Genomic DNA, 18,875 nt, shown 5'->3' on the forward strand with positions numbered 1-18,875 from the left:
AATGAAAAATTCGAAAGTTAAGGACCTGTTGAACAGCACTAAGCCGATTGATGAAGTATCAGTAAAAGGATGGGTAAGGACTTTTAGGAATAACCAGTTTATAGCACTGAACGACGGTTCGGTTATACATAATATACAGTGTGTGGTTGACTTTGAAAACACACCTGCCGAAACTTTAAAAAGGATAACCACAGGTGCGGCTGTAGCCATAAAAGGCAGCCTTGTGGAAAGCAAAGGCTCCGGCCAAAAATATGAAGTACAGGTTACATCGCTTGAAATATTAGGCGACAGCGATGCTGAAAAATACCCTATGCAGCCTAAAAAACATTCTCTTGAGTTTTTAAGGGAAAATGCCCACCTGCGTGTGCGCACCAATGTATTTGGGGCGGTAATGAGGGTGCGTTCGGTATTATCGTTTGCCATACACCAGTATTTTCAGGAAAAAGGGTTTGTGTATGTAAACACACCTATTATAACAGGCAGCGATGCAGAGGGAGCGGGTGAAATGTTTCGTGTTACGGCATTGCCTGCACAAAACCCACCGCTTACAGAAGAAGGCAATGTTAACTATAAGGAAGATTTTTTTGGCAAAGAAACCAACCTAACGGTATCAGGGCAGCTTGAGGCCGAAACCTATGCCATGGCGTTAGGGCAGGTATATACCTTCGGGCCAACCTTCCGCGCTGAAAATTCCAACACTTCACGCCACCTTGCCGAATTCTGGATGGTAGAGCCGGAAGTTGCCTTTAATGACCTTGATGCCAACATGGACCTGGCAGAAGATTTTATACAGTATGTAATTCAATATGCTTTAGATAAGTGCAAAGACGACCTTGAGTTTCTTGACAAGCGCCTTGCCGATGAAGAGAAGCAGAAACCAATGGCAGAGCGCAGTGAAATGGGGTTGCTTGAAAAATTACAGTTTGTGCTTGAAAACAACTTTAAGCGTGTAAGCTATACCGAAGCTATTGATATACTTAAAAACAGCAAGCCGAACAAAAATAAAAAGTTCAGCTATATTATTGATGAATGGGGAGCCGACCTGCAAAGTGAGCACGAGCGTTATCTTGTTGAAAAACACTTTAAGTCGCCTGTTATATTGTTTGACTACCCAGCCAAGATAAAAGCATTTTACATGAGGCTTAACGACGATAATAAAACCGTTAGGGCTATGGATATACTTTTCCCCGGCATTGGTGAAATTGTGGGCGGTTCGCAAAGGGAAGAGCGCCTTGATGTATTACAGCAAAAAATAGCCGACCTTGGCATTGATGAAAAAGAATTGTGGTGGTACCTGGATACGCGTCGTTTTGGTACGGCAGTACACAGTGGTTTCGGGCTTGGGTTTGAACGCCTTGTGCTTTTTGTAACAGGCATGACTAACATCCGCGATGTGATACCTTTCCCAAGGACACCGCAGAACGCAGAATTTTAAAAAATTTTATGGAGATAATAAAGCCTTGCAGATTTGCAGGGCTTTTTTTTATTATACAAAAAAACGCCTTTATCAAAAATTATACCTTAATTTTTCCTGTTATTAATTTTATGCAAAAAAGCATGGCTCCTAATTCGTTATTTTTGTAACTTTAGCCTAACAAAGTACAGGATTACTATGCTGAAGCAGAATTTACAATTAAAATTATCGCAAAAACTATCTCCGCAGCAAATTCAGCTTATGAAGCTGATACAGCTGCCTACACAGGCATTTGAGCAGAGGCTTAAAGAGGAGATGGTGGAAAACCCTGCCCTTGAAACCGGCAAGGAAGATGATTATGATATGGACGACTTCGGCAGCGACACCTATGACGAGTATGATGATTATGACGGCGACAGGATTGAAGCCGATGATATAAATATTGACGAATACCTTAGCGACGATGAAATACCCAACTATAAGCTACAGGCCAATAACTACAGCGATGATGATGAGGAGCGCACCATGCCGTTTGCTGCACCTGTCAGTTTCCATCAAAACCTAATAGACCAGCTTAACACTTTTATACTTAGTGAAAACGAAAGGGAAATAGCCGAATTTTTGGTGGGCAGTATAGATGATATGGGCTACATACGCAGGAGTGTTCCGGATATTGTGGATGACATGGCATTTACGCAGGGCATTTATACTGATGAAAAAACGGTTGAGAACATACTCCATATTATCCACCAGCTTGAGCCTGCCGGCGTAGGCGCACGCGATTTACAGGAATGCCTATTGCTGCAATTAAAACATAAAACGCCTACTCCTTCCATAGAGCTGGCCATAGATATACTGGAGAACCAGTTTGACGCTTTTACTAAAAAGCATTATGACAAGCTGCTGCAAAAATATGATATAAAGCAGGATGAACTTAGAAAGGCAGTGGATGAAATTGAGAAGCTGAACCCAAAGCCGGGCGGCTCTTATGACAACAGCCTGAAGGCGGTAGAGCATGTTGTACCTGATTTTACCATTAAAATTGTGGATGGGGAACTTGAGCTAACGCTTAACGGCAGGAATGCCCCGGAGCTTCACATTTCTAAAGATTACCAGGAAATGCTGCAAAGCTATAAGGATTCCAGGGATAAGTCATCACAGCAAAAAGATGCGGTGCAGTTTATAAAACAAAAGCTGGATTCGGCCAAGTGGTTTATAGATGCCATTAAACAGCGCCAGGAAACGCTGTATGTTACCATGAATGCCATTATGCACTACCAGGAAGAATACTTCCTTGATGGCGACGAAGCCAAGCTGAAACCAATGATATTGAAAGATATTGCCGACTTGGTAGGGCTTGATATTTCAACGGTATCTCGCGTTGCCAACAGTAAGTATGTAGAAACACCCTATGGCACCAAGCTTATAAAGGATTTCTTTTCGGAAGCCATGAAAAATGACCAGGGAGAAGATGTTTCTACCATAGAAATTAAAAAGATATTGCAAACCGTTATTGAGGAGGAAGACAAGAGGAAACCACTGCCGGATGATAAACTGGCAGAAATACTTAAAGACAAAGGTTATCCTATTGCCCGCAGGACTATTGCAAAATACCGGGAACAGCTTGATATACCCGTGGCAAGGATGCGCAAAAGGATATAAGCATGAAAAAGCTGCTGCCTGCATTTGCCTACCTGTTCCACCCGATACTTATTCCGGTTTATGCCACATTATTTTATTTTATAATTACCCGGAACTTTTTTTACAACCATGAAATTTACCTTGTTATACTGCAGGTATTAACATTAACGGTATTATTACCCGGTTCGCTGTATTACCTGTTGCGTTCGCTGGGTATTATACAAACCATAAAACTAAACAGCAATAAAGAGCGCAGGCTGCCGCTGGCCTGCTACGCAGTATTACTTATGCTGTTGTTGCGGCATGGCCTTGCCACATTTGTTATCCCTGAACTGTATTACTATATATTAGGTGTTTTTATAAGCATTTTAATGGCACTGTTGCTGGTATTGTTTAATTACCGTGCCAGCCTTCATGTAATGGGAGTAGTTTCATTGACCCTGTTTATAATAAGCATCTCGGCTTATTACCATGTCAATTTTTTAAACCTTATAGCATTTTTTGTTGTCTGTTCAGGCTTGGTTGCTTCGGGCAGGCTCTATACAAAATCAAACTCCCTTGGCGAAATAATCCTGGGGGCATTAATAGCCACACTTCCACAGCTCTTATTATGGTTTATCTGGCTGGTTCCTGTTTTTTAAAGTATATAAAAGGCCAATCCTAATTTTAGTGAATTCAGGTTTACTTTTTCCCCATCTGCAAATTTAGCATCAGCACTAAAAATAGGGTTCAGGCTGTAATAGGCATAAAAGTTCCATGTATTCCAGCCCACTGAAATGTATGCACCATAAATAAACTTATTAAGGTCATCATTCCCTTTTATTTTTATATCCCCATCACCCGAATAAAACTGTGCTTTATCGGCAAAAAGATAGCTTACTTTAAAGCCTGTATAAATACGGGCAAACTTATGGCTTATAGCGTTAGAATTTCTCCACCTGAATTCTATAGGCAGTTCAAGGTAATGCAGTACAAGTTTGTTTTTGTCAAAGTCGCCTTCCGGCACAATCTCATAAAAGGTATCGCCCCCGCCTTGAGTAACTTTTAAGTTATGCTTTATATTATTATAGGAATATCCCAGCCCTGCAGCTATAGCATAAGTACGCTTTTCATTAACCGGCATATCCCTTAAAAACCCGAAAGACAAGCCAGTAGAAAATGAATTTTGCGAATAGCCTCCCGGCTTACCCTGCATAAGGTTGTAGGATATTGTGGCATAAAACTGGTCTTCCCTGTACTTTGGGTCAGCTACCGGGGCAAGACTGTCAATTTCCACTGGCTGCCCTTCTTCAGGAAGTTCCTGTGCAAAAGCTGAAACAAATAAAAGCTGAAAAAGGATAAAGTGTAAATGCCGCATAGTGTAAGCCATTTGTATTACAAATATGCAAAAGTTTGAATAATAAAATGCATTACCCCTTCCTAATCTTTTTCATTTACATTACTGAAAAGATATGCAAAAGGTTTTAACGGCCCTACATGCTTAAATACAATATTTATCATCCCCAGTACCGGTACTGATAGTATCATGCCTATAACACCCCAAAGCAGGCTTCCTGCCACAACAGCAAGTATTGTCATTAAGGGGTCAAGGTCAACATTATCGCCCACCACATACGGTTCAAAGAAATAAGATTCTATAAACTGTACCACAAAAAACGTAGCCACAATACCTATTAAAGCAGTGGTATCCCCATCGGTAACATACCCAAGCCCAAGCGCTATTATAAAACCGATAATATTACCAATGTAAGGTATAATAGAGAGCAGCGCAGCCAAAAGGCTAATCACTATAAAATTACTTACCCCGGTTAAACCCATGCCTACGGCATAAAGCACCGCCAGGAACAACATGAGCAAAAATTTTCCGTACAGGTATCCCTGTGTAATGCCGGCGGTATCTTTTAGCACCTTATCGGCCTCAGCTTGTTTTTCGGCAGGAAAAAGCTTTAAAATAAATTTTCGGAATTTGCTGCGGTAATTCAACAGGAAAAAAGTATATATAAAAGTAAGCAGGTAATCGCCAGCAAAAGAATAGAACTTGTTTATAAACGTTATGGCTTGCTTTCCAATAGCCCCCGGGCTTGCTGAATTACCCAGCTTTAAATCCTCTTTCTCTATGGGAGTGTTTTTATATACCGCCTGCTCAATCTGCTCTATATGGGGCATAATTTTTTGCCTGGCTTTGTCCCAGTCGCTTAAAAACCCCTGCACCTGCAATGATATGAGTGCAACAAACCCTACGCTTACCAAAAAAAGAAAAAAGGTATTTAGCAAAGAGGCATATACCCTTTTAATACCCCATTTTTCAAGCCTTCGGGATACCGGCAGCATGAGCATGGCAAGCACAAGTGCTGTTACCAATGGTGCAAGGAATGGCTTAGCCTTTACCAAACCTAAAAAAAGAAAGTAAAGGCCCGCTATTATGGCTGCCCCTGTAAAAATTATACGTTTACCTTTTGTCATACTCTGTATCCTGTTTTATTTTGTCATTATTAATTGTTACCCTTGTGCGCGGCAGGCTATCGGGATAGTTTTTCTGTACAAACTCTATAAGTTTTTCCCTTATATATACCCTTAAATCCCACGATATAGAAGAGTCACGCGAACTCATTAGTGCCCTTATTTCCATAACATCGGGCTTCGCATCGGTTACCTGCAATACATTTACTTTACCGTCCCACAACTTAGAGCCCTCCAGCAGCCGTGTCAGTTCTTTTCTAAGCTCATCTACCGGAATATGAAAATCAGTATAAATAAATACAGTACCTAATATTTCGGATGTCTTTCTTGTCCAGTTCTGGAAAGGTGTATCTATAAAGTAAGTAGTAGGTACTATAAGCCTGCGTTTATCCCAAATATTTATAACTACATACGTAAGAGTTATTTCTTCAATGCGCCCCCATTCGCCTTCCACAATAACAACATCATCCAGCCGGATGGGCTGGGTAATGGCTATTTGTATCCCTGCCAGCAATGTACCCAGTGCCTTTTGAGCCGAAAAACCCAATATAATACCCGCTATACCAGCCGAAGCAAAAAAGCTTACGCCTATAGAACGTATGTTTTCAAAACTCATTAAGGCGATACCGACAGCTATAACCACAATAATAAAAACAGCTACACGCTCCAGTATATTAAACTGTGTATATACCCTGCGGGCAGTAAGGTTATCCGCAGCAGAAATATCATACTTTCTTATAAAACCTTTTTTTACTATCCTGATAAATATTATTACAAACCAGGTAAGGCTGAAAATAAACATAAGGGTGCTTATGTGGCCAATAATATCATTTGCCCCTGAAGGGAACACCCTGCTTTCTACCCCTATGCGAAGTGCTACCGATGCTATAAAGAAAATTAACGGCAGCTTAATGCGGTGCGCAAAGTTTACAGGCAGTATATTGTTTGGGTTCTTCCCAATTTTTTTAAGGACAAAAAATAGTATAGTAAAGGTTATTACAAGTCCTGCCACACTTATTATAATGTATCTTAAAAGTTTTGAGTCGAAGGCTGAAAAATCCATTAATTTTTATTTTTTAGTTCGGGATTTATAAAATTAAAAAATCAGGATGCCAATCAGAACCTTTTAAAGATTACATTAACACTAAAGGTACAACAATAGTTAATTATACTTTATAAATACTTAATATTAAGTTAACTATGACATTTGTCATAATACGCACAGCATTTTGTTTATTATATTTGTGTAAGAATAAAACTAAAAACGATAAAGCCATGCTAATACAGATTAACACTGACAATGCGATTGAGGGACACGACAGGATGGAATCTTATTTTTCATCCACACTGGAAAATGCCTTACGTAAATTTGAAGATAAAATTACACGCCTTGAAGTACACATAGGCGATGAAAACAGCTCTAAAGGAGGAGAAAACGACAAAAGATGCATGATTGAAGCCCGCCCGGCAGGGTTAAAGCCTATTGCTGTTATACATCATTCTGACACCATTGAAAAAGCTGTTTCGGGCGCTACAGATAAAATTAAGCGTGCACTTGAAAATACATTTGGCAAGCTGCACAGCCATTAATAAACATTACATACATGCAAAAAAGCTCCGGATAACCCAAAACCCGGAGCTTTTTATTTATAATAAACTTAAAACTAAACTCTTACCAGAAAAGGGTATATAAAGCGGCTGTAAGCGATATAACAACAAGTGAGCCTACAAGGAATGAAGGTGAAACCCTGAACATTGAGGTATCAACTTCCAGTGCATTTTCATTGGCTTTCCTGCTGTTCTCTCTCACACTGATAATATACATTCCAATAACACATATCACAAATACAAAGCCCATCCTGTCTATAAACGGTATTTCATAAATACCATTGGAGTTTGGCACAGCAAAACCCCATGGATAAAGAAAAGATAAATCAGCAACCGCCGGCAGGAATTTAAATGCTACCGAAAGCAAAAATCCGCCAATCATACTGAATAAAGCTGCGTTTGAAGTTGTTTTTTTCCAGAAGAAGCCCAATATGAACATGGCAAATACACCCGGGCTTACAAACCCTGAATATTCCTGTATGTACTGAAATCCTCCTTTTTTATCAATCCCTAAAAACGGTGCAACCATTATGGCTATCAGCATGGAAACCACTATGGTTATCTTACCTATTTTTACCAGCTTTTTCTCATCAGCATCTTCATTTATTTTCTTCTTGTAAACATCAAGCGCAAAAATAGTGGCTATACTGTTGGCCTTACCCGCAAGGGATGCTACTATAGCGGCAGTTAATGCGGCAAACGAAAGTCCTTTTAAACCGGCAGGCAATAAATTAAGCAGCACAGGATAAGCCCTGTCAGGGTTAACGCTGCCATCCTGCAGCATCTCTGCCTGAAAACTGCCGTTTTGATATAGTACATAGGCCGCTATACCGGGCAGTACTACTATAATGGGCATTAACAACTTAAGGAAGGAGGCAAATAAAATACCGCCGCGTGCCGTTTTTAAGTCGGCACCCAATGCCCTTTGGGTTATATACTGGTTACAGCCCCAGTAATTAAGATTAATAATTAGCATACCGCCAATTAATACAGATAATCCCGGTAAATCCATATAATTGGGGTTATCCTTATCAAAAATCATATTGAAATGCCCGGAGGCCTTATCTGTCATTATGGAAAAACCTTCCAGCACGCCCTGCCCGCCAAATTCATCGGCAACAAGGTTAAGTGCAAGATAAGTGGTAACCAGCCCTCCCAAAATAAGGAAAAACACCTGTATTACATCGGTAAAACCAATAACCTTCATACCTCCAAGTGTTATCATTATGGCAAAAACAGCCAGGAATATCATGCACAGTGTAAGGTCAAGCCCCGAAATACTACTAATAGCAAGCGCACCGAGATATAAAATAGAGGTAAGGTTAACCAAAACATACAATAGTATCCAGAATACTGCCATTATCATGGCTACCTGCCCGTTATACCTTTGGTTAAGGAACTGTGGCATGGTAAATATTTTATTCTTTAAGTACACCGGGATAAAAAACACTGCCACTATAATAAGTGTTATGGCAGCCATCCACTCATAGGTGGCAATGGCAAGCCCCATTTTAAAACCGCTGCCACTCATGCCTATAAACTGCTCTGCGCTTATATTACTCGCTATTAATGATGCGCCTATTGCCCACCATGTAAGCGAACCTTCGGCAAGAAAATAATCATTACTTCCCGCGTTTTCCTTTTTCTTGCGGTTATATATCCATAGCCCATAGCCTACTATAAGTATAAAGTAGAAAAGGAAAACTATATAATCGGCACTTGATAATGCATTCATTTTTGTGGATGTATTTATTTATACTGTTTGCTTGTAATGTACTTCAGGAAGATTGCGTAATATCTCCGCACTTTTTTCAGGTGAAATATCACGCTGTGCCTCACCCATCATTTCATAGCCTACCATAAATTTTTTTACGGTTGCCGAACGCAGCAAAGGCGGATAAAAATGCATATGGAAATGCCATTCTGGGTGCTCCTGGCCATCGGTAGGAGATTGATGTATGCCTGAAGAGTAAGGGAATGATGTATTGAACAGGTTATCATAACGCACCGTAATACGTTTTATAATTTCGGCAAAGGCTTTGCTTTCCTCATCTGTCATTTGTACTATGTTACCAAAGTGCCTCTTACTGACAATAAGGGTTTCATAAGGCCATGTAGCCCAAAAAGGTACAACAACAGCAAAATGACTGTTCTCTGTTACCAGTCTTTCCTTCTTCTCAAGTTCAGCAGTAAGATAGTCTGCAAGGAGGCTTGTATTATGCTCCTTGTAATATTTTTGCAGGCTTGCCTGTGTTTTTTCCACTTGTGTAGGCAATGAGGATTGCGCCCATATCTGCCCGTGCGGATGCGGATTGCTACATCCCATTACCGCGCCCTTATTTTCAAATATCTGCACGTAGTTTATAAAATCCCTGCTGCCTAAATCCTGATACTGCCTTTTCCACTCCTGCACCACTTTTTCTATAGCCGTTACCTCCATTTCAGGAAGTGTAAGGTCGTGCCTGGGCGAAAAACATATAACCCTGTTTATACCCCTTTCTGGTTTAAACTGAAATAAAGAATTGCTTTCAGCTTTATAATTTATTTCTTCCTGTAATAGTGCCGGGAAATCATTATCAAAAACATATACATCGGTATACTTTTTGTTCATTACACCGTTGGAACGTTCGTTACCCGGGCACAGGTAGCACAACGGGTCATATTCCGGCCTGTGGTCATGCAAAGGTGTTTCGTTTTGCCCCTGCCATGGTCTTTTTGCCCTGTGAGGCGAAACCAGAACCCATTCGCCTGTTAAAGGATTATACCGCCTGTGCGGATGCTCGTTATTATCAAACTGCTGCATACTACTTTTTATAAAGGGAAGTCCCTTTTGCTATTTTTACTTTATAAGCCTCTAAAGCAATATGATATTTTGCTTTATATTCCCTGCTTACCCTCTCAATGAGCTCATCTTCTGTGCCCTTTTTTACAAGGTTAATTGAGCAACCGCCAAAGCCGCCGCCCATCATCCTTGCGCCCAAAACATTTTTATCATTTCTTACAGCATCAACCAAAAAATCTAATTCCTCACAACTTACCTCATAATTTTGGGAAAGCCCGTCATGAGTTTCCAGCATAAGGCTTCCCAATTTTACAAAATCAGATTTTTCAAGCGCATCTACCGCGTCCAGCACCCTTTGTATTTCCCTCACTACAAAAAGGCAGCGCCTGTAAATGGTATCGCCAAGTTTTTGTTTTACTTGTTCAACCTGTGCTTCTGTACAGTCGCGGAATGTTTTTACCTCAGGGAAGTTTTCCTTTATAACAGCCAGGCCCTTTTCCACCTCCTGCCTGCGTACATTATAACCGGAGGTAAGGTGGGTATGCTTTACTTTACTATCCAGTAAAACCAAAGTATAATCTTTAAAATCGGCTTTGTGGTATTCATAATCCAGTGTATTGCAATCCAGTTTTATAACACAGTTTTTTTTTCCAAAAACACTGGCAAACTGATCCATTATACCGCAATTTACACCAACAAAGGTATGTTCTGATTTTTGCCCTATCAGTGCTATTTCCTCTTTAGTAAGCCCCAGCTCAAAAATTTCATTAAGCGCATAGGCAAAGCCACATTCTAAAGCCGCAGATGAAGAAAGGCCGGAACCCATGGGTATAGTACTGCTGAAAACAATATTAAACCCTTTGAGGTTGCCTCTCTGCTTTAACTGGTGCAAAACACCCAAAAAGTAGTTTACCCACATTTTATCTACAGGCTTCAATTCATCATTTAAATCAAAGCTGTAGTTGTCATTAAGGTCTTTTGCTACGAGCGAGCATTGTGTACCCTCGTTTTGCGACACGGCAAAACAAACATATTTATTTATGGCTGCGGGCAATACAAACCCATCATTATAATCAACATGCTCGCCTATAATATTTATCCTTCCCGGCGACAGGAAAATATGCTGTGGCTCAGCATTAAAACATCCTTCAAAAAAAGTACTTACCTGCTTTACTAATTTCTTTTTCATTATTTAATTTCCAAAACAGCCTGCGGCATTCCCTGCACACTTGCCTTTATAGTTATAGGTTTATTTAATTTTTCGGTACGTAAAACAATAGCGGCTATACCTGCTTCCGCCGGCATCGGGTTTTGCCCTATAAGTTCAGCGTTTTCTCCTTCAAGCTCAAAAGTTACAGCAGTAGCTGCATTATGCAGTACAGTACCCTTTTCATCTGTTATTTTTGCATAAATGAATACAGTATCAGGCTTATCTTTATCAATTTCCTTACCCGAAATATCGGCTGTCAATTCAATTTTTGCAGCTTTACCGGGTGTAGTAACAGTATATTCTGCAACTTTTTTCCCTTTTATAAAACCTTCAGCCTTTAATGTACCTGCTTTATATGGAGGCAACGAAAACTCAAAAGGCGGGTATTGCAAAGCATCCGAAAACGCATTTCGCTGTGGCTTTTGTTTAGCTATAAGCTCTCCGTCAAGATATAATGCAACCTCATCGCAGTTACTGAAAACCTTTACATCAGGTGATGAATTTTCATCCCAATAGGACGCGATATATACCATAGGCCCCGACTGCAACGGTTCTTTTAAATCCTGATGTGGTACGCGCTGGCTTTGGTAAAAATAATGGGCAAACTTAGGCAGGCGGAAAATATCGCTTATACCCGAGCTTTCAATATCCGGGCTGTAGCCCCTGTTATAATCAAATATCAGCCAGTTGGCATGCCCTATTGTATTTGCTCCTTTTAAATTAGAGTTATAAGCTTCCTGGAAATTTAACGCCTGCTGTAAAAGCCTTTTTTCCCCCGAGCCCCTAAGCTGTCGGCTCGTGCGTTCATCCTCTTTTAAGTTGGCAAACTGAGTTTGGTTAAATCCTGCATTTTGCGCATAATATTCCCAGTCCCCATACTCGGCAATAAAAATCTTACGGCTGCCTTTATTATAGTTGTTCCAGTAGTCAGGGGCTTTGCCATGCTGGCGGGCTGGTATAAAAAGGTCATAATTTTCGTTATCCATCCATCCGGCAGTATAGGTATTTTTAAAAGGTAGTTCAGCGCGCAGTATTTCATTGGCTTTTTTCATATAAGCCTCTGTCATTTCACTTTCGTTAAGCGAAACTTCCCAAAAAATTACACTGGGATGGTTGCGGTCGCGCCTTGCCATATCTTTTATTTCCTGATAGGAATTTTGCACAAATTTTTCGTTGCCAAAAAACTGCCATCCCGAAATACAGTCCATTACTAAAATGCCCAGTTCATCGCAGGCACTTAAAAAAGATTCGGAATGTGGGTAGTGGGAAAACCTTACAAAATCGTATCCTGCATTTTTTATTTTAACTGCATCGCGGTACTGCGCTTCATCCGAAAGGGCATAGCCTATATATGGATATTCCTGGTGGCGGTTGGTGCCGTTAATAAACAGTTTTTCATCATTCAGGTAAAAGCCGTTATCCTTTATCTCTATTTTACGGATGCCGGTTTTTACAGTATAATTATCCAGTTCCTCGTTACCGGATATCAGCCTTACATTAACCTCATACAATTCAGGGTTTGTAACCGACCATAATTTTGGCTTGGCAACTGCTATTTGCTGTGTCAGTTCAGCAGCAGAACCAGGCTGTACCTTTACTTTATCTGATTCAAAAACCTCTTCTTTCCCTGATGCATCCTTTAAAATGATTCTTGCAGTAACTTCCTTCTCCTTATCAAATTCATTTTTCAGGTGTACTTTTACAGTACCCGAAGCTTTGTTTTCAGATACATCATCAAAATGTACGAAAACACCGCCCCCTGCTGTTACATTGGCATGTACTGCATCGGTTATATATAGCTTACCTGTCCTGATTAAGTAGGCGTTGCGGTATATGCCTCCATAATAATTAAAATCCAGCGTACTTAAGGGCTTCCCAGGCGGAATTTCAGGATTGCTTTCATTATTTACCTTAACCTCAACCGTATTTTTGCCTTTTGCTACTAAATCGGTTATATCTACTGTAAACGGCGTGTAGCCGCCTTCATGGTGTGCCGCTTTTTTACCGTTAACGGTAACATCAGCTTCATGCATTACGCCTTCAAAATAAAGGAACAGCTTTTCATTCTCTGCAGGAGTTAAATCGAATTCCTTTTTATAAAAGCTGTTACCCTGCCACTGGTTTACAACCACAAGCGGCTCTATTTGTGCGGTGTGGGGCAGGTTTATATCCTGCCAGGCAGCATCTTGCTTTTTAAACTGCCAGCCATTGCCAAAATTTTCTTTACTCCTTGTTATACCGGTTTTTTGGCAGGCAACTGCCAGTACTGCGAGCAGCAGCAAAATTATTTTCCTCATTTTTTTATATCCCTGTAATTTTCCTGATTAAAAAAGTCAAATACCGGTAAAGCTTCATTATCATTTTCGCTATTGAAAAAAGCAGCATTATCCCAGTGCGAGCCTTCGCCCCACAATGTGTTGCATGAAGATGTAACCCATGCAGGCTCCCAGTATACAACACCGCTTCCACCGCCCTGCAGTGTAAGCTTTACCAGCTCAATCATATATTCCTTTTGCCCTTTTGGAGTTGCAGGATAATCATCAATAAGTGCTTTTTCATTTAAAATATTTCCCGCCTTGTCAACATTGCTCATGGTATAAGCATAGGCTGTTTCCACAATCATCAATTTTTTATTGTATGTTTCGGTAAGTTCCTTTATAGCTTCAGGAAGCCTGTCAAATTTATACTCCGACCATAAAGGATAATAAGACAATCCAATCCAGTCATAATCGGTAATCCCGTTGGCATTGGCGCCCTTAAACCACTTTAACGCATTTTCAGGTTGGGCAATATGCAGCATTATCTCTATATCCTTCCCTGTTTCCCCGGCTACATCGCGCACCGCCTGTATGCCCATGTTAAGTAAAAGGCTATTCCTTTTCCAGTCTATAGTATCTTTTATAGTGCCTTTAGGCTGTAATATTTCATTATTGGTTTCATTACCTACCTGCACCATTTCCGGCAGCAGGTTTTCCTTCTCAAGCTTAAGTAATGTACTGCGTGTATAGGCATAAACGCTGTCACCTAAAATCTTTACATCTGTAATACCGGCCCAGGCTTTGGGTATATCCTGCCTGCCCGGGTCGGCCCAGGTATCCGAATAATGAAAATCCAATAATACATCCATACCTTCAGCTTTAGCTCTTTTAAGGGACTTTTTTACATCCTTAAAGTCAGAATAAGGAGAAGCTTCCGGCGTGTGCCAAAGGCGGATACGGACAAGGTTACACCCTTTTTCCTTAAACAGTTTGTATGGGTCTGTGTTTTCTCCTTCATTTTTGTAGTATGCACCACAATCTTCAATTTCATTTACATAGGACAAATCGGCTCCCAGATAAATTTTATCATTTTTGGCACAGCCGGCAATCATGGCTGCAATAGCAGCAACAATAAAAGGTTTTTTCATCTACAAGTCTTTTTTATATGCTTCAAGCACCGGGAGTGCTTTATTATCAAAATCCCAAAAGGCACAATTTTCAAAAGTAGAACCATTGGTGGCTTCATTACCCCTGTAGGCAATCCACTCTGGCGCCCAGTAGGCAAAACCTGCGCCTTTACTAACCGATGCTGTTATTTCCCTGATTTTAAGTAAAAATGCTTTTTGCCCTTCAGGTGTGGCTGGGTAGCCCGGTACAAGCTGGTCTTCCTGCCCATATATGTTATTCGTCCAGTCATTCCACTGCAAAGTAAACGGATATGCTGTTTCCGCAATAACAATCTGCTTGTTATGTGCCTGGCTAAGGCTTTCCATTTTGTTTTTAAGGGCAGTAAGGTCTTTGCCATGCCATATTGGGTAGTAGGAAAGCCCTATGTAATCATAATCCACATTCGCCACTTTATTAAAAAACCAGTCAGCACTATTACCTATTCCAGCGTAGTGCAGCATTATTTTTGTAGCGGGTGCCTCCACACGTATGATTTCACTTATAGTATTAACCAACTCCAGGTAGCCTGCCTCATTATTTACAAGATTTCCTTCAGGATATATAAAACCGCTGTTAGTTTCATTACCAATCTGGATAATATCCGGCTCAATTTCATTCAGCACCTGTACAGTATATTGTTTGGCTGCATTTTTAAGGGATTCAAAATCCAGCCCTTCCCACTCCTGTGGTTTTTCCTGGTTACCGGGGTCAGCCCAGGTATCAGAATAGTGAACTGTAAGCCATACTTTCATGCCTGCTGCTTTTACTCTTTGCGATAGGATTTTTACCTCTGCCATACCCGAATGTGGGGTTGCAGGATTATTCCATAACCTTATCCTTATGGTATTACAGCCTGCATTTTTAAGTGTTACAAGCGGATTTTCACCTATGCCCTCCCTGTTTTTAAAGGTTACTGTACCTTCCTGCTCTATTTCAGGCAGGAAAGAAATATCAGCAGCACGGATAAAATTATCTTCTGCAATAATATCATCATCACTTCCTCCTTTTTTACCTGAGTCATCATCAGAGCAGGAAGTAAGCTGAAAGCTGATTAGGCAGCCCAGCATGAGGGTTACTACTATTTTTTTCATAAGTCTTGCTTTTTAATTTGTTCAAACTTAAATCGGGTGTATTTATAATATTCTTCTCCTTTTTTTAATTCCGCATTAGGGAAATGTGCATGATTGGGCGCATCGGGGAAGTTTTGTGTTTCAAAGCAAATACCGCTAAGCTCATGGTAATCTGCTCCATCCTTACCTTTTAATTTGCCCGAACAACTACCCCCCACATATATATGTACAGATGGCTGATTGGTAAAAACCGACATTAAAAGCCCTGTTGCACTACTGAATAAAGATGCCTGGGGCAAAACTGTTTCTTGTAAAACAAAAGAAGTGTCTATTTTATAAGGGCATTTTTTAGGGCGGGAGAAATCAAAAGGGCAATTTGCCACATTTAGTATAAAACCTGTAGGTATATTTTCGGCATTGGTTTCCAGTAACTTTGAAGAATTAATAAAAAGTTCCTGCTCCTCAATCGTTTGCGAATGTCCTTCCAAATTAAAATAGCTGTGCTGGGTTAAATTAAGTACAGTATCTTTTGTGGTAGTTGCTTTATATTCTATTAAAAGTTCATTATCATCTGTAACCGTATAAATAACCTTAACTGTAAGCTCGCCTGGAAAGCCCTCATCTCCATCAGGGCTTGTGTAAGAAAATAGTATGGAACTGCCCTGCAGTTCAGCCTCCCATAAAACCTGCCCAAAACCGGTAACACCACCATGAAGTGTATTGTTACCATGATTTTTGCTAAGCTGAAAATCGTTATCATTCAACCTGAACCGCCCTCCTTTTATCCTGCCTGCATACCTGCCAACAACTGCCCCTATGTAAGGCGCCCCTTGCAATGCATAAGATTTTATATAATTTTCCAGTGTGTCAAATCCTAAAACCACATCTGTCTTTTTTCCATCTGCCGTAGGTACTTTAAGCGAAGTAATAGCTGCTCCGTAATTTATAAAGCAAACCTCCATTCCCCCACGCCCGGATAACTTATATTCCCACACTTCATTACCGCCCGGCATTATACCAAACAATTTCGCATTATGCACAGACTTAAAATGTGAAATATTATTTTTTTCCATTATATTTTTAACAAATCATTATCAAAAGTAATTTTTAATGTTATATATCCGTACCAGTACCTACCAGTTTTTGTACTTTTACTACCAGTTTTAATTTAAGTATATGAAATTAATAGCTATAGATGACAGAAACAGTTTGCCAAAATACAAACAGATTGTATTATCGGTAGAAACGGCTATTGCAGAAAAAAGGATTATAAGAGGCGACAAGCTACCATCGGTTAATAAGATTGCGCTGGAATTTTCAATATCCAGGGATACTGTTTTACTTGCTTATGAGGAACTGAAGAAAAGAGGCATAATATATGCCCGTGCAGGTAAGGGATATTATGTAAAAAGCGAAGAGTTTAGTTTTGAACAGCGCATTTTCCTCCTGTTTGACGAGCTCAATTCCTTTAAGGAAGATTTGTACAATTCTTTTATGGAAACCATGGATAACAATGCGCAGATTGACATTTTTTTTCATTATTTCAGCCTTCCTGTATTCAGGAAACTTATAAATGAAAACAATGGCGACTACTCCAAATATATCATCATGCCCACTACCTTAAAAGGAGCCGCTGAGATAATAAAAACACTGCCTAAAAATGATGTGTACATATTAGACCAAACCAATACTGAACTGGAAGAATACCCATCTGTACATCAAAATTTTGTAAAAGATATGTACAATGCATTGACGGCTGCAAAAAAGAAACTTTCCCGTTACAGGAAACTGATACTGATTTTTCCCGGATCTAAACAACCCCCGGGAATGGCTGAAGGCTTTACACTTTTTGCAGAGCAAAATGATTTTCCTTATGAAATTGTACCCGACTCCACCATTACTAAAATTGAAAAAGGTAATGTTTATATAATACCCAATGACCGCGACCTTGTAAGCATTATTGAGCAGACCATTGCTGCGGGGCTTATTATAGGGAAAGATACAGGAATAATATCTTATAACGACACCCCTTTAAAAAAGGTAGTGCATAATGGTATTACCACAATTTCTACAGATTTTAAGGCAATGGGTAAAATTTTGGCAGAAATGATATTACACCAAAAAAAGGAAAATATTGAAAATGTATGTATGCTTGTAGAACGGAAATCGCTTTAATTCTAAATGTAATTTATAGTTTTACAGCACCCGTTATTTTATCCATAACCCATGCTGTACGCGTTGCTGTAATCCCTGTTGAAGGATGCGTACTGTTACCTAACAAGTGTTCGCGCATATTTTGCACGTGGTATAACTGTATATTTTCAGGATGTTCAATTACACGTTCATTTCTTTCGTCCCCTTTTATAAGTACTAAAGGCAGCTCATCAAAAACGGCAAACTCAATCTGCCCTTTACTCCCATAAATAACTACCTTATCTTCCCGTTTTGCAGCCCCAAAATTCCAGGTACCCGTCCCCGTAATACCCGATTGGTGAAGCCAGCTACCGGCAACAGCATCATGTGCGGTATATAACCCCTGCTGGTTGAGGCTTATGCCGTTTGCAGCAGTTATATCGCCAAAAAAATAAATGAATAAGTCCAGTCCATGGCTGGCAAGGTCATCAAAATAGCCTGCCTTTGCAATTTGGGCATCTGTGCGCCAGTTATAAGTACCTGAAATATCAACCGGAGATGGTTGCTTAGTTAAATGCCAATGGATATGCCTTAAATCCCCTATTTCATTATCATCAAGCCATTGCTTAACCTGAAGGAAGCGGGGTAAAGAACGGCGATAGTAAGCCACGAATAAAGGCAGTTTTTTAGTTTTGAAAGCTTCCACTATTTCAACGCATGATGCATAATCAGGGGCCATAGGCTTTTCAATACAGCATGGCTTGCCCTGTAGGGCCACCTTAAGGGCATAGTATTTATGCGTGTCCGGTGGTGTGGCAATATAAACTGCATCAACTTCAGGATCACTTATAAGGGCATCGGCATCGGTATAATATTTTGGCACATTATGCCTTTTTGCATAATCTGCTGCCCTGGCTTCGTCCCTCCGCATTACCGCCTGCAATTTAAAGCCCGGTGTTTTATTATAAGCCGGCCCGCTTTTACGCTCCGTAACATCGCCGCAGCCTATTATTCCCCATCGTATAATACCCATATTAATGCATTATTTACAATTCAGGTAAATATAACGAGATTATTACAAAAAGGGATACATTAAATAATGTATCCCTTTTTATTTAATAATACTACAAGG

At 40.1% G+C, this 18,875-nt stretch carries 16 protein-coding genes; 5 read left to right on the top strand and 11 right to left on the bottom strand.

What is annotated here, in order from left to right:
• Window position 1: 1 nt before the first annotated feature.
• The 3 genes from asnS (at window position 2) to GSF09_RS04295 (ending at window position 3,696) form a co-directional block, all read left to right on the top strand.
• A complete protein-coding gene (gene asnS, locus GSF09_RS04285; RefSeq protein WP_159799703.1) occupies window positions 2–1,435 on the top strand; it encodes an asparagine--tRNA ligase in 1,434 nt (477 codons plus the stop codon).
• A 177-nt stretch (window positions 1,436–1,612) separates the two neighbouring features.
• Entirely contained in the window at window positions 1,613–3,076 is a 1,464-nt protein-coding gene (rpoN, locus tag GSF09_RS04290) for an RNA polymerase factor sigma-54 (protein ID WP_159799704.1), read from the top strand.
• A gap of 2 nt (window positions 3,077–3,078) precedes the next feature.
• Window positions 3,079–3,696: a hypothetical protein gene (locus tag GSF09_RS04295; RefSeq protein WP_159799705.1), complete on the top strand. Its 618-nt coding sequence runs from the start codon at window positions 3,079–3,081 to the stop codon at window positions 3,694–3,696.
• Here the strand turns inward: GSF09_RS04295 and GSF09_RS04300 are convergent.
• The 3 genes from GSF09_RS04300 to GSF09_RS04310 all read right to left on the bottom strand — a co-directional run bounded on the left by GSF09_RS04300 (window position 3,693) and on the right by GSF09_RS04310 (window position 6,578).
• Window positions 3,693–4,412, bottom strand: a complete 720-nt coding sequence (locus GSF09_RS04300; protein ID WP_159799706.1) for a porin family protein — start codon at window positions 4,410–4,412, stop codon at window positions 3,693–3,695. The two genes, GSF09_RS04295 and GSF09_RS04300, sit on opposite strands and share 4 nt — an antisense overlap.
• A 62-nt stretch (window positions 4,413–4,474) precedes the next feature.
• Window positions 4,475–5,518, bottom strand: coding sequence for an AI-2E family transporter (locus GSF09_RS04305; protein ID WP_159799707.1), 1,044 nt, complete (start codon window positions 5,516–5,518; stop codon window positions 4,475–4,477).
• Window positions 5,505–6,578, bottom strand: coding sequence for a mechanosensitive ion channel family protein (locus GSF09_RS04310; protein WP_159799708.1), 1,074 nt, complete (start codon window positions 6,576–6,578; stop codon window positions 5,505–5,507). Before GSF09_RS04310 ends, GSF09_RS04305 begins: the two co-directional genes overlap by 14 nt.
• A gap of 212 nt (window positions 6,579–6,790) precedes the next feature.
• Here GSF09_RS04310 and GSF09_RS04315 point away from each other — a divergent pair, with 212 nt between their 5' ends.
• A complete protein-coding gene (locus GSF09_RS04315; RefSeq protein ID WP_159799709.1) occupies window positions 6,791–7,105 on the top strand; it encodes an HPF/RaiA family ribosome-associated protein in 315 nt (104 codons plus the stop codon).
• A gap of 82 nt (window positions 7,106–7,187) precedes the next feature.
• Here the strand turns inward: GSF09_RS04315 and GSF09_RS04320 are convergent, their stop codons facing one another.
• Genes GSF09_RS04320 through GSF09_RS04350 form a run of 7 tightly spaced genes read right to left on the bottom strand, consistent with a single transcriptional unit; the run spans window position 7,188 to window position 16,683 of the window.
• Complete coding sequence (locus GSF09_RS04320) at window positions 7,188–8,858, bottom strand: sodium/sugar symporter (protein ID WP_159799710.1); 1,671 nt, start codon at window positions 8,856–8,858, stop codon at window positions 7,188–7,190.
• A gap of 18 nt (window positions 8,859–8,876) precedes the next feature.
• Window positions 8,877–9,926 carry a UDP-glucose--hexose-1-phosphate uridylyltransferase gene (locus GSF09_RS04325; RefSeq protein WP_159799711.1) on the bottom strand — a complete coding sequence of 350 codons (1,050 nt, stop codon included), beginning with the start codon at window positions 9,924–9,926 and terminating at the stop codon, window positions 8,877–8,879.
• A 1-nt stretch (window position 9,927) separates the two neighbouring features.
• Window positions 9,928–11,094, bottom strand: coding sequence for a galactokinase (gene galK / locus GSF09_RS04330; protein WP_159799712.1), 1,167 nt, complete (start codon window positions 11,092–11,094; stop codon window positions 9,928–9,930).
• A complete protein-coding gene (locus GSF09_RS04335; RefSeq protein WP_159799713.1) occupies window positions 11,094–13,412 on the bottom strand; it encodes a glycoside hydrolase family 2 TIM barrel-domain containing protein in 2,319 nt (772 codons plus the stop codon). Before GSF09_RS04335 ends, galK begins: the two co-directional genes overlap by 1 nt.
• Window positions 13,409–14,521 carry a glycosyl hydrolase 53 family protein gene (locus tag GSF09_RS04340; protein ID WP_159799714.1) on the bottom strand — a complete coding sequence of 371 codons (1,113 nt, stop codon included), beginning with the start codon at window positions 14,519–14,521 and terminating at the stop codon, window positions 13,409–13,411. Before GSF09_RS04340 ends, GSF09_RS04335 begins: the two co-directional genes overlap by 4 nt.
• Complete coding sequence (locus tag GSF09_RS04345; RefSeq protein WP_159799715.1) at window positions 14,522–15,631, bottom strand: glycosyl hydrolase 53 family protein; 1,110 nt, start codon at window positions 15,629–15,631, stop codon at window positions 14,522–14,524.
• Entirely contained in the window at window positions 15,628–16,683 is a 1,056-nt protein-coding gene (locus tag GSF09_RS04350; protein ID WP_159799716.1) for an aldose epimerase family protein, read from the bottom strand. Before GSF09_RS04350 ends, GSF09_RS04345 begins: the two co-directional genes overlap by 4 nt.
• Before the next feature lie 103 nt (window positions 16,684–16,786).
• Between GSF09_RS04350 and GSF09_RS04355 the strand changes: the two genes are divergently transcribed.
• On the top strand, window positions 16,787–17,785 hold the full coding sequence (locus tag GSF09_RS04355; protein WP_159799717.1) for a GntR family transcriptional regulator: 999 nt from the start codon (window positions 16,787–16,789) through the stop codon (window positions 17,783–17,785).
• A gap of 13 nt (window positions 17,786–17,798) precedes the next feature.
• On the opposite strand, the gene GSF09_RS04360 is transcribed toward GSF09_RS04355, so the two are convergent.
• Window positions 17,799–18,776 (bottom strand): Gfo/Idh/MocA family protein, encoded by a 978-nt coding sequence (locus GSF09_RS04360; RefSeq protein WP_159799718.1) that lies wholly within the window; start codon window positions 18,774–18,776, stop codon window positions 17,799–17,801.
• Between the last annotated feature and the right edge of the window lie 99 nt (window positions 18,777–18,875).

It is taken from the genome of Flavobacterium sp. MK4S-17, assembly GCF_009848495.1.
Classification (GTDB): domain Bacteria; phylum Bacteroidota; class Bacteroidia; order Flavobacteriales; family Flavobacteriaceae; genus Flavobacterium.

What these genes read in the sequence shown, in the direction of transcription:
- GSF09_RS04345 (WP_159799715.1), bottom strand. Translation starts at nt 15,631, where the DNA reads ATGAAAAAAATAGTAGTAACCCTCATGCTGGGCTGCCTAATCAGCTTT.
- GSF09_RS04355 (WP_159799717.1), top strand. Translation starts at nt 16,787, where the DNA reads ATGAAATTAATAGCTATAGATGACAGAAACAGTTTGCCAAAATACAAA.
- GSF09_RS04335 (WP_159799713.1), bottom strand. Translation starts at nt 13,412, where the DNA reads ATGAGGAAAATAATTTTGCTGCTGCTCGCAGTACTGGCAGTTGCCTGC.
- GSF09_RS04320 (WP_159799710.1), bottom strand. Translation starts at nt 8,858, where the DNA reads ATGAATGCATTATCAAGTGCCGATTATATAGTTTTCCTTTTCTACTTT.
- asnS (WP_159799703.1), top strand. Translation starts at nt 2, where the DNA reads ATGAAAAATTCGAAAGTTAAGGACCTGTTGAACAGCACTAAGCCGATT.
- GSF09_RS04305 (WP_159799707.1), bottom strand. Translation starts at nt 5,518, where the DNA reads ATGACAAAAGGTAAACGTATAATTTTTACAGGGGCAGCCATAATAGCG.
- GSF09_RS04340 (WP_159799714.1), bottom strand. Translation starts at nt 14,521, where the DNA reads ATGAAAAAACCTTTTATTGTTGCTGCTATTGCAGCCATGATTGCCGGC.
- galK (WP_159799712.1), bottom strand. Translation starts at nt 11,094, where the DNA reads ATGAAAAAGAAATTAGTAAAGCAGGTAAGTACTTTTTTTGAAGGATGT.
- GSF09_RS04360 (WP_159799718.1), bottom strand. Translation starts at nt 18,776, where the DNA reads ATGGGTATTATACGATGGGGAATAATAGGCTGCGGCGATGTTACGGAG.
- rpoN (WP_159799704.1), top strand. Translation starts at nt 1,613, where the DNA reads ATGCTGAAGCAGAATTTACAATTAAAATTATCGCAAAAACTATCTCCG.
- GSF09_RS04310 (WP_159799708.1), bottom strand. Translation starts at nt 6,578, where the DNA reads ATGGATTTTTCAGCCTTCGACTCAAAACTTTTAAGATACATTATAATA.
- GSF09_RS04350 (WP_159799716.1), bottom strand. Translation starts at nt 16,683, where the DNA reads ATGGAAAAAAATAATATTTCACATTTTAAGTCTGTGCATAATGCGAAA.
- GSF09_RS04325 (WP_159799711.1), bottom strand. Translation starts at nt 9,926, where the DNA reads ATGCAGCAGTTTGATAATAACGAGCATCCGCACAGGCGGTATAATCCT.
- GSF09_RS04295 (WP_159799705.1), top strand. Translation starts at nt 3,079, where the DNA reads ATGAAAAAGCTGCTGCCTGCATTTGCCTACCTGTTCCACCCGATACTT.
- GSF09_RS04300 (WP_159799706.1), bottom strand. Translation starts at nt 4,412, where the DNA reads ATGCGGCATTTACACTTTATCCTTTTTCAGCTTTTATTTGTTTCAGCT.
- GSF09_RS04315 (WP_159799709.1), top strand. Translation starts at nt 6,791, where the DNA reads ATGCTAATACAGATTAACACTGACAATGCGATTGAGGGACACGACAGG.